This window comes from Jeotgalibaca caeni, from assembly GCF_028863945.1.
In the GTDB taxonomy this organism is placed as follows: domain Bacteria; phylum Bacillota; class Bacilli; order Lactobacillales; family Aerococcaceae; genus Jeotgalibaca; species Jeotgalibaca caeni.
The window spans coordinates 1-10,984 of sequence record NZ_JARBEA010000072.1 but is presented as its reverse complement, the minus strand read 5'-3'; the positions used below and the strand labels follow the sequence as shown (position 1 = coordinate 10,984).

9 protein-coding genes are annotated in these 10,984 nt (G+C 42.1%); 7 read left to right on the top strand and 2 right to left on the bottom strand.

Annotated features, from left to right (window positions below):
• Positions 1 to 90: 90 nt before the first annotated feature.
• Together PVE40_RS11560 and PVE40_RS11555 are read right to left on the bottom strand one after the other, a co-directional pair.
• Positions 91 to 450, bottom strand: coding sequence for a PH domain-containing protein (locus tag PVE40_RS11560; protein ID WP_274732098.1), 360 nt, complete (start codon positions 448 to 450; stop codon positions 91 to 93).
• Positions 451 to 477: 27 nt separating this feature from the next.
• Positions 478 to 2,487 (bottom strand): KUP/HAK/KT family potassium transporter, encoded by a 2,010-nt coding sequence (locus PVE40_RS11555; protein WP_274732097.1) that lies wholly within the window; start codon positions 2,485 to 2,487, stop codon positions 478 to 480.
• A gap of 222 nt (positions 2,488 to 2,709) precedes the next feature.
• On the opposite strand from PVE40_RS11555, the gene pepF reads away from it, so the two are divergent.
• The 7 genes from pepF (at position 2,710) to PVE40_RS11520 (ending at position 10,769) form a co-directional block, all read left to right on the top strand.
• Positions 2,710 to 4,512 (top strand): oligoendopeptidase F, encoded by a 1,803-nt coding sequence (pepF, locus tag PVE40_RS11550; protein WP_274732096.1) that lies wholly within the window; start codon positions 2,710 to 2,712, stop codon positions 4,510 to 4,512.
• Positions 4,513 to 4,635: 123 nt separating this feature from the next.
• The gene (locus PVE40_RS11545) at positions 4,636 to 5,091 is read left to right on the top strand and encodes a VOC family protein (RefSeq protein WP_274732095.1); all 456 of its coding nucleotides are present in this window, start codon (positions 4,636 to 4,638) and stop codon (positions 5,089 to 5,091) included.
• A 13-nt stretch (positions 5,092 to 5,104) separates the two neighbouring features.
• Positions 5,105 to 5,707 carry a ThuA domain-containing protein gene (locus tag PVE40_RS11540; protein ID WP_274732094.1) on the top strand — a complete coding sequence of 201 codons (603 nt, stop codon included), beginning with the start codon at positions 5,105 to 5,107 and terminating at the stop codon, positions 5,705 to 5,707.
• A gap of 79 nt (positions 5,708 to 5,786) precedes the next feature.
• Entirely contained in the window at positions 5,787 to 6,431 is a 645-nt protein-coding gene (locus PVE40_RS11535) for a GntR family transcriptional regulator (protein WP_274732093.1), read from the top strand.
• Positions 6,432 to 6,540: 109 nt separating this feature from the next.
• Positions 6,541 to 7,728 (top strand): quaternary amine ABC transporter ATP-binding protein, encoded by a 1,188-nt coding sequence (locus PVE40_RS11530; RefSeq protein ID WP_274732092.1) that lies wholly within the window; start codon positions 6,541 to 6,543, stop codon positions 7,726 to 7,728.
• A gap of 1 nt (position 7,729) precedes the next feature.
• A complete protein-coding gene (locus tag PVE40_RS11525; RefSeq protein WP_274732091.1) occupies positions 7,730 to 9,448 on the top strand; it encodes an ABC transporter permease/substrate binding protein in 1,719 nt (572 codons plus the stop codon).
• A gap of 115 nt (positions 9,449 to 9,563) precedes the next feature.
• Positions 9,564 to 10,769 (top strand): M20 family metallopeptidase, encoded by a 1,206-nt coding sequence (locus tag PVE40_RS11520; RefSeq protein ID WP_274732090.1) that lies wholly within the window; start codon positions 9,564 to 9,566, stop codon positions 10,767 to 10,769.
• Positions 10,770 to 10,984: the final 215 nt, after the last annotated feature.

The following is a 10,984-nucleotide window of genomic DNA, read 5'->3' as shown; positions in this document are numbered from 1 at the left end:
TGTATTGCCATCCCTATTATACTCCTGCACGTGATTTTCCGTCATGGCATAGAACGCGGAGCGTTCATAAAGTTTTTTGTCTTTCAGCTATTAGAAAATAGCTTCCGCAATCACACGTTCAAAATCACGAACGTCAATGCCTTTGCGCAACTTGATTTTGAAGGTTCCGCTTCTCGTCCATAAGGTCACTTCGCCGTCCAAATCTTTCAAAATCCCTGCATTTTCTGTCGACCACATGTTGATGGAAGAATAAGGGATCGAGAACATTTCTACTTTTGTACCAGTGAAACCTTGCGAATCGCGGACAATCAACCGTTTGTTGGTAAAGGTTGCTGTGTCACGGATGGTTTTGTACGAGGCAACATGTTCTTCGTTACTGGCAAAGATTGCTTCCACCATTTCGGGGAGTTTGCTTTTCGCAATAAATGTCCATTCTAGAATATCATTCATGATAAAACCTCCTTTTCTCCATTATACTCAATCAGCTGAATCTTGGTGATAAAAAACACGCTGTAACTGCGTTTTCTTTCGTTTTCCAAGAAGAAGAGGTACGTATTCGGTTTTGACGTCTGTATACTCCAACCCAAACCATTTTACTGGAGAAAGGGCTACTTTCTTAATGGTTAGTTTCAAATGCATGATGAAACGGTTAAAGGCTGGAACTTCAGTATCGTTGGAAAGTTCCTCGCGTACTAATACAAAGCAGAAGTCTCCGACATTACGATTGGATTCACTGATCGACCATTTTTGTGGCTGAGTAGGTATTTCGCCAGTTTTCATCAAATCAATGACGACTTGACGTAAGTATGTGCTGACTTGTTGCGGCATGCGGAATCCGAGCCGCAATTGTACTTTAATGACGAAGTCCGTTCCGAAGTTTTCCACCACATATTCCATCGTTCTAGGTTCATCCGTTACTTCCACATTTACAAACCAATAGACTTGAGCACGTTTTGGTTGTTTATCGAAAATCGAATACATAATCTTGCTATCAATGTGCCCTGGTTTTGATTTACTGGTTAAGTAAACCAAGTTGGTAGCATAGAGAGGGATGGAAGGATCTTCTTTGACAGCTTGCAAACGGTCTAAATAATCTTTTACGGATACTTCTTTCACGACTTGTTGCTCAATCGTGTAAGCACGATGCCATACGAACATAATTCCCATAATAACGAGGGCGATAATCGCCGTAACGAATCCGCCATGGAAAAACTTCGTGACACTGGATAAGAAGAACATCAATTCAATAGAGCCGAAGAAAACGAACATCAGTGTTGAAAGGAAGCGAGAGACTTTATGTATCCGTAAATAGTGGTAGAGCAGCAATGTTGTCATGAGCATCGTAACCGTAATTGCTAATCCATAAGCAGCTTCCATGTGTTCAGAATTACGGAAATAGAGGACAACTCCTGCACAGGAAATCCATAGAATGGAATTAGCGAGCGGGATATACATTTGTCCTTTAGAACCAGACGGGTAGTTAATTTGCAGGCGTGGCAACAAATTCAATTTAATCGATTCAGAAATCAAGGTATACGAACCGGAAATCAAAGCTTGAGAAGCAATAATCGCGGCAAGAGTAGCCAAGAATACCCCAAACATCAAGAAATCTTCGGGCATCATTTCAAAAAACGGATTGAACCCGTCCATTTCCTGTAAGGATGGATCATCCTTGACTTTTAACAACCAAGCACCTTGTCCAAAATAATTTAGTAATAAAGAAAGTTTAACCAGAGGCCAAGTAGCGTAAATATTGCTGCGGCCAACGTGTCCTAAATCAGAATATAAAGCTTCAGAACCAGTTGTTGAAAGGAAAATGCTTCCTAAAATTAAAAAGCCAGCCTTATTCTGATCACTAAAAAGCAGTTGAATCCCGTAATGAGGGGAGAGCGCCTTCAAGATTTCCAAATTGCCTGCCATATGCATAACCCCAAGAATGGCTAAGACCAAAAACCAAATCAACATGACAGGACCAAATAAACGGCCAATCGTTTCTGTACCGAAACGCTGAATCAAAAAAAGAAAACTAATAATTAAAATCGTAAAGAATATAACCGTATTTTGACTTTTTCCAAACAAATCCACATAGGCAGGAATTCCGCGTAACCCTTCAATGGCAGTAGTGACCGTTACAGCAGGTGTTAAAATTCCATCCGCAAGTAAGGTAGCTCCGCCGATAATGGCAGGGATAATCAGCCACTTCGCTTTTTTGCGAATCAAGGTATAGAGAGAAAAAATCCCTCCTTCACCGTGGTTATCAGCCCGCAAGGCAATACCGACATACTTAATCGTTGTCAGCAAGGTGACAGTCCAGACAACCAAGGAGAGGGCACCATAAATAAATGATTCTGAAATGGATGCCAACCCACCATTTCCATGAATTAACGATTTCATTACATATAAAGGAGAAGTGCCAATATCTCCGTATACAATTCCAATGGTTACGAGCATACCCGCTGCGGACCATTTTTTATTACTATTTTCCATTCGTTTGTTTCCTCCAGTGTCTATCATCAGTCATCCAAATATGCCTAATTATAGGAGTTTTCAAGACTTCGTCAATGAGCAGATATTCTTATATTTATCGTTACAAAGTTTATCTATGGAAATAAAACAGGATTGTTAGAAGCTAATATTTATATTCAATAAAACAAATAAATGTTACAATGATTAGAAATATGAAAAAATTATGAGGAGATGCTTGCATACATGTCACAAGAATTAAAAAAACGCCATGAGATAGCCGATGAATTGAAATGGGATTTAACGGCTTTGTTTAAGTCTAGAGAAGAAAGTAACGAAGCATTAGAGAAAGTAGAAGAGGCAGTAAACCTGTTCAGCCAAACCTATGACGGCAAGATGGATAACTCCGCTACAGTATTATCTGCCATTCATGCTTATGAAGACATCATGAAAGCTTCTTCCACAATCGGCCAGTATGCCAGTTTACCAGTATCCGCCGACATTACGGATGGAGGCAGCATGCAATATTCCCGTTCCATCCAAAATAAAATGGCTGTTCTAAGTGCCAAGCTTACTTTTTTTGAATCACAACTGACTGCTATGAATGACCGTGTTCTAGACGAAGTGGCAAACCAAGAACCAGCCTATAGTGCCTTTGTTCGCAAGATAAAACGCCTGAAAAAGATGCAGTTGGATCCAGCAGTTGAGAAGGCATTTGCTCAATTAAGTCCCGTACTGAATGCGCCTCAACAAGTTTTCGAGCAGGCTCGTTCGGCTGATATGGACTTTGGTACCTTTGAAGTGGATGGGGTAACGTATCCATTAAGTTACGTGCTCTACGAAGACTACTATATGTATCACCCTGATACAAACGTTCGTCGTGCTGCCTTTGCGAAACTTTCTTCTGTCATGGAAAAGTATCAAAACGTCGTAGCGACAGCTTATTACACACAATTGCAAAAAGAAAAAACAATGGCAACTATGCGTGGATTTGATTCCATATTCGATTATTTATTGTCTGGTCAAGAAGTAGGCCAAGACCTCTACCATCGTCAAATTGACTTACTGATGGAAGATTTTGCACCGGTAATGCAGAAGTTCATTACCCATGTGAAGGAAGCGAATGGATTAGAAACGATGCATTATGCAGACTTGAAAATCGATTTGGACCCAGATTTTGCTGAATCCGTTACAATCGAAGAATCAAAAGAAATGGTACGTGAAGCCTTAGCTCCATTGGGTGAGGAATACGTAGCGATGATTGAGCGAGCTTACCCAGAAAGATGGGTTGATTTCGCCCAAAATATTGGGAAGCGTTCGGGAGCATTTTGCTCGACTACCTACCAAAACCACCCATATATTTTAATGTCATGGGCAGGACAGCTAGCGGATGTATATACGTTATTCCACGAGTTAGGACACGCGGGACAAGGGATGATCACAAATCAAACAAACGCACTTCTAGGTGCACGTGCTTCCTTATATACGATTGAAGCCCCATCGACCTTCCATGAGTTATTGCTGACTGATTATTTGAAGGAAAAGAGCAGTGAACCAAGAATGGAACGTTCCGTGCTAGCGAAGATGATTTCTAAAACGTACTTCCATAATTTCGTTACGCATTTATTGGAAGCTGCTTATCAGCGTGAAGTTTACCGCTTAGTAGATGCAGGAGAGAGCTTCGATGCAGCAAAACTAAGTGAAATCAAACGGAATGTTTTGGAAAAATTCTGGGGAGATGCAGTAGAACTGGAGCCTGGTGCGGAGCTGACTTGGATGCGCCAGATTCATTACTACATGGGATTGTATTCGTACACCTACTCAGCAGGACTAACCATCGCAACCCAAGCCTTCTTGAGAATCAAAGAAGAAGGACAGCCTGCCATTGATCAATGGTTGGCCTTCTTAGAAACAGGTGGTACACTCATTCCCCAAGAAGCAACCTTAGTGGCGGGAGTGGACATTACCACAGAAAAACCACTCCGTGATACCATTCAATACCTTGACGATTCGGTGGACCGCATCATCGAGTTAAGTAAAGAACTATAAAACTGAAATCGAAACTTCGAGTGCTTTTCGTAACTTGAAGTTTCGATTTTTTGCATGTTTATATTTGTACCTGAATCCTCGGTCTGATAAGCTAAAAGAAAATAAAAAAGAGAAGGTGCAAAAATGGAACAACCGATTCTGGGCACGAATCAAGTAGTTCAAGTTGCCATCATTATAAAGAATATAGAAGAAACTGCAAACGCTTACGCAAAGTTTTTTGCAGTTCCGGTACCAGAAATATCCATTGCAAAGTCTCCACCAGGGAAAAAAACGTACTACCGAGGAGAAGATAGTGACGCTACCGCAAAACTTGCTTTCTTTGATATTGGGCCGAACTTACAATTGGAGTTAATCGAGCCGGACGAAAAACCATCTACTTGGCGGGAGCATCTGGATGAAAAAGGAGAGGGCGTCCATCACATTGCCTTCCAAGTAAAAGACATGGATGATAAACTGGACAAGCTAGCCAAACGCCAAATGGAAACCGTCCAAACGGGCAGTTATGAAGGCGGCAAGTATGGATATGTGGATACCTTAGCCGATTTAAAAGTGGTTCTCGAACTACTTGAAAATGAATAGAAGGAGGATGGGCATGCGAATCGTTACCTTGTTAGGAGACTACTACCACTCTCATGATCGATTATTACAATTTCTGCAAACAACACTATCTACCCACCAGATAGAAGATGGCGAAGTAAAAGATTTGCCGGAAATTTTAGCGGAAAATCCAGATATGATTCTGATCAGTAAAGAAAACCGTCTGACTCCAAAAAACGGAGACGCTGGCTGGCTTACAGAAGAGCTGGATCAACTCATCTGGCAATATGTTCAAAAGGGAGGTCGCTTATTCGTTTTGCATTCGGGATTATCCTCCTATCCTGAGAGTTCCCTCTATCGCAAGCTAACCAAAGGACACTTCTTACATCACCCAAACGAGCATAATGAAGTCATTTATCGCGGAAAAGACACCTTTTCTTTTCCAGATGAACATTACTTTGTAGCCGTGGATGAAGCAGAAACGGAAGTGTTTCTAACCAGTAGCTCGAAAGAAGGAACATCCATTGCAGGATGGCGCCATCAAGAGGGGGAAGGCAGAGTGTTATGCTTGACCCCAACTCACACGGAAGAAGGATTCAAGAACCAGACCTTTCAAGCTTATTTTGTAGAGTGTGCAGAATGGTTACTAGCTGAATAAACGGTTTAGAGAGCCTGGTTTCTTTCAAACCATTTTGCCTTTCTGCCTCTTTTCGTTATACAATACAAGAGAATTCGATATGGAAAGGAAAGATTGTTTGAAAAATAAACAAGTACGGCCTTTATACCAACAAGTCGCAGTGAAGCTGGCGAAACGAGTTGCGGAGGGGCATTATGAAGAAGGGAAGAAGCTTCACGCCCGCTCCACCATCGCCAAGGCATTCGATGTGTCAGCAGAGACAGCAAGAAAAGCTGTGCAAGTACTCGTTGATTTAGGCATCATGGAATCTTATCATGGAAGCGGAACGTATGTAGCTTCACGGGAAAAGGCGAAAGCTTATGTCCGGCAATTTGAAGACCTCCAAACAATTGAATCGATGCGTTCCCAAATTGTTGAAAGTGTAGAACGACAACAAAGAGAATGGACTCATTTCAAAGATTTGCTCGATGATATGATTGTGCAGACGAGGCAATCGTATACCGTGAACCCATTTATTCCTTACGAATTGGTACTGACAGACGAAGCGGAACACCTTGGACGAACGATTGCGGAACTGAACATTTGGCAAATGACAGGAGCCACCGTTGTCGCCTTAATGAAGGAAGAGCAGTTGTATTTATCTCCAGGACCATATGCAAAAATCGATCAACAAGACACGATTTACTTCATCGGAAACGAGTATTCTCTGCAGCAAATGCATCACTTTTTTTATCCAAAAAATTGACACCCAGAAATTTCTGGGTGTTTTTTCTCGACAAAAGTGACTATGCATGTTATTCTTATACGGTCACTTTTCAGAAAAACATAAAAAGAAAGAAGGAGTGTGAATCATTTTGCCAAAAGTAAGAATTAAAAACTTAACAAAAATCTTCGGCAAGAAAACCAAACAAGCATTGCAAATGGTTGAAGAAAACAAATCTAAAACAGAAATCTTAAAAGCAACCGGTGCAACAGTAGGAGTCAATAACGTCAATCTAGAAATCAATGAGAATGAAATATTTGTCATCATGGGATTATCTGGAAGCGGGAAATCGACATTGATCCGTCTGTTGAATCGTTTGATCGAACCAACGGCTGGTGAAATCTATATCGATGAAGACAATATTGCCACGCTAGACAAAGAAGGACTGCGTAAGGTACGCAGGGATAAATTAAACATGGTATTTCAGAACTTCGCTCTATTCCCACATCGAACCATTTTAGAAAATACCGAGTATGGACTGGAAGTACGTGGAGTAGATAAGGCAGAGCGTACGGAACGAGCAGAAAAGGCTCTGGAAAATTCCGGCCTACTTGCCTTCAAGGATCAGTTCCCGAACCAACTTTCTGGTGGAATGCAGCAACGGGTCGGATTGGCTCGCGCTTTAGCAAATGATCCCGAAATCTTATTGATGGATGAAGCATTCTCTGCACTGGATCCTTTGATTCGTCGTGAAATGCAGGATGAATTAATTGAATTGCAAAATAACGTCCAAAAAACGATTATCTTTATCACACATGACTTAAACGAAGCATTACGAATTGGAAATCGAATTGCTATCATGAAAGACGGCGTCATTATGCAAGTGGGAACCGGTGAAGAAATCTTAACCTCTCCAGCAAACGATTATATTCGTGATTTCGTTGAAGAGGTAGACCGTTCGAAAGTGTTGACGGCTGCCAATATTATGGAGTCTGCAATTACAGCAAATGTGGACCATAACGGACCAAATGTGATTCTAAATCAAATTAGTCATGAACATGTGAGTCTCGTAATGGCAGTAAACAGTAAACGACATCTTCTTGGATACATTCCAGCCGACAGTTTATTGGAAGCAAAACGTCAAGAAAAATCAGTGCATGACATCATTAATAAAAACGTAACCCTTGTAGCGCCAGATGTATTGGTGGAAGATTTATTCGAGATGATGAATGATTCCCCAGCACCGATTGCAGTAGTTGAAAACGAACGACTGTTAGGCATTATACGCCGCGGAACCGTTATTGATGCATTAGCGAAAACAAGTGAGGTGACTGTATAGTATGAACTTTTTACAAAATCCGCTACCGATTGCAGGATGGGTAGACAGTTTTATTAGCTGGCTGACGAGTACTTTTTCTGGTGTGTTTACATTTATGCAAACCATTGGAGAAGCGAGCATGAATGGAATGACGGAGCTATTGCTCTTGATACCGCCGTTACTCTTTATTCCATTAATTACGATCTTCATGTATTTTTTTTCTCGTCGAAAATTTGGATTAGCTGTATTTACATTCCTCGGATTGTTGTTTGTCTATAATCAAGGACTGTGGAACAATTTGATGAATACCGTAACCTTAGTAATTGTAGCCAGTCTGGTTTCTATTGTCATTGGAGTACCGCTAGGAATATTAATGGCGAAAAGTTCCATTGCGAAGACCATTATTACGCCAGTCTTGGACTTCATGCAGACGATGCCCGCATTTGTTTACTTGATTCCAGCTGTTGCCTTTTTTGGAATCGGAATGGTACCGGGCGTATTTGCTTCTGTTATTTTTGCTCTACCGCCAACAGTTCGTTTTACCAACTTGGGAATTCAACAAGTACCGACTGACCTGCGCGAAGCTTCTGAATCATTCGGGAGCACGGGATGGCAGAAGTTATTCAAGCTTGAGTTACCTTTAGCAAAAGAAACTATTTTTGCTGGTATTAACCAAACGACGATGCTTGCTCTCTCTATGGTAGTTACAGCTTCCATGATCGGTGCACCTGGTTTGGGAGAAGGGGTTCTTACTGCGCTTCAACGTGCTGAAATCGGCAGTGGATTCGTCAGTGGAGTTTCACTGGTTATTTTAGCGATTATTATTGACCGCATTACGCAGAACTTAAACAAACCAAGAACGGCTGTTTCTGCTGCAGAAGCGAAGAAGAAAAAACGTGTACGGCTCATTACGGCAGTGGCATCTCTCCTTTTATTAGTCGGGGGAACCGTTTATTATGCCGCTAATGAAAATACAGATAAAAAAGTAACCATTGGCAGCATGCAGTGGGATAGTGAAATTGCATCCGCCAGTGTCATTGCGGAAGTACTGGAAGATTTAGGATACGATGTAGATATTACGTATTTAGATAATGCAGTGATGTGGAACTCAGTGGCGACTGGTGAATCAGACGCGACGGTAGCACCATGGCTACCAACCACACAAGGTGCTCTCCTAGAACGTTACGGCGACCAAATGGTTCATCTCGGTCCGAATTTAGTAGGCGCTCAAAATGGATTGGCGGTACCGACTTATATGGAAGTCGATTCAATTGAAGAGCTTACGGACGAGGCTGGCAAACATATTGTTGGAATCGAGCCGGGTGCTGGAATTACTGAACTGGCACAGGAGTTGCCAAATGTGTATGACAACTTAAGTGATTGGAATATTGGTACATCTTCGACCGGGGCGATGACCGTTGAGCTGGGTCAAGCGATTGAAAATCAAGAAGAAATTATCGTAACTGGCTGGACGCCGCACTGGATGTTTGAGGAATATGATTTGAAATTCTTGGAAGATCCTTTGTTGGCTATGGGTGAAGTAGAGGAAATCCATACCTTTACTCGTGAAGGGCTAGAAGAAGATATGCCAGAAGTATATGAAGTTCTAGATAACTTTAGCTGGACTGTAGAAGACATGCAGAGTGTCATGCTGGACCTAAGTGAAGGCATGGAAGCCGAAGCGGCAGCTAGAAAATGGGTAGAAGAAAATCCAGATAAAGTTGCTGAATGGATTAAATAAAGTAGGAGGAGAGGTTGGAGGAGAATTCCAGCCTCTTTTTCATTCATTGGCATAGTTGATTAGAAAGATATATACTCAATATAGTGAAAAAAATAGTAGAAAAGAAGGGATATAAATGGCTACATTACTAGATCAATTAATGCAAAAGTTGGAAGAGAAAAAATCGAGGATTATTGAAATCCGCCGTTACTTCCACGAGAATCCAGAACTCTCTTTTGAAGAGACCGAAACAGCCAGCTATATTGCTGACTTTTATCGAGATAAAGACGTAACCATTCGCACGAATGTAGGAGAGGGACATGGAATTACGGTTGACATTGAAGGTGGGAAAGAAGGACCAAGCCTAGCAATTCGCGCGGACTTCGATGCCTTGCCAATCCAAGAGGAAACCGATTTGCCCTTTGCATCCAAAAATCCTGGTGTGATGCATGCATGCGGACATGACGGACATACCGCTTATATGATGATTCTGGCAGAAAGCTTGATTGAGTTAAAAGACCAATTGCCGGGTAAGGTTCGTATCCTGCATCAACCAGCGGAAGAAGTGCCGCCAGGTGGAGCAAAAGGAATGATTGAGGCCGGCTGCTTAGACGGGATGGACCATGTCATTGGTATTCACGTCATGAGTTTGATGGAAACCGGAACCGTTCATTATCATGTGGGAGCATCGCAAACAGGCTGCGCTACCTTTAAGGTGAAGCTGCAAGGTACGGGCGGTCATGGATCGGCTCCGCACGCAGCCAACGATACAATCGTGGCTGCTGCCCAATTCGTAACAGCTGTTCAAACGATTGTGAGTCGTCGAATCAACCCATTTAACACAGCGACTGTTACAATTGGTTCTTTTGATGGGAAAGGTTCCGCCAACGTCATCAAGGATTCGGTAACGCTAGAAGGCGATGTGCGGATTATGGATGAAGAGTCTCGTGCAATCGTGGAAGAAGAATTCAAGAAAATTTTAGCAGGAGTTTGCAGCGCATTCGGCATTGACTATGAGTTGGATTACAAGAATGACTACCCGGTCTTGATGAACGACGAGGCATTGACCCATATGGTAGTAACAGCAATCAATGAGGCCAATATTCCTGAAGTTGATGAAGTCGTGGACAGTGGACCGGAGACAGCTTCCGAAGACTTTGCCTACTACGCACAAGAACGCCCAAGCTGCTTCTTCTACGTCGGCGCCCACAAAGAAGGAACTCCTTATTACCCACATCACCATCCAAAATTCATGATTGATGAAGACGCATTGATGATTTCCGCAAAAACAATGGCCGCTGCCGTTGTGTATTACTTGGAGAAAGGTGTTTTGGACAAGTAAGGAGTCTGAAGAGGGTCCACTTGTCTAAAAAAGATGATAGTGGACAAGTCACCACAAAAAAATGCAGTCACTTGTCCAGATTTAGAAAAAATGGACAAGTGAACTAGAATAATTGACTCCACTCGTCCAAAAAGGGGTTGGGACAAAAGTCCCCAATCCTAAAAAGTTCCACACCATCGAACGACTAAAGGGTGTGGAACTTTTTTACTTTTCGC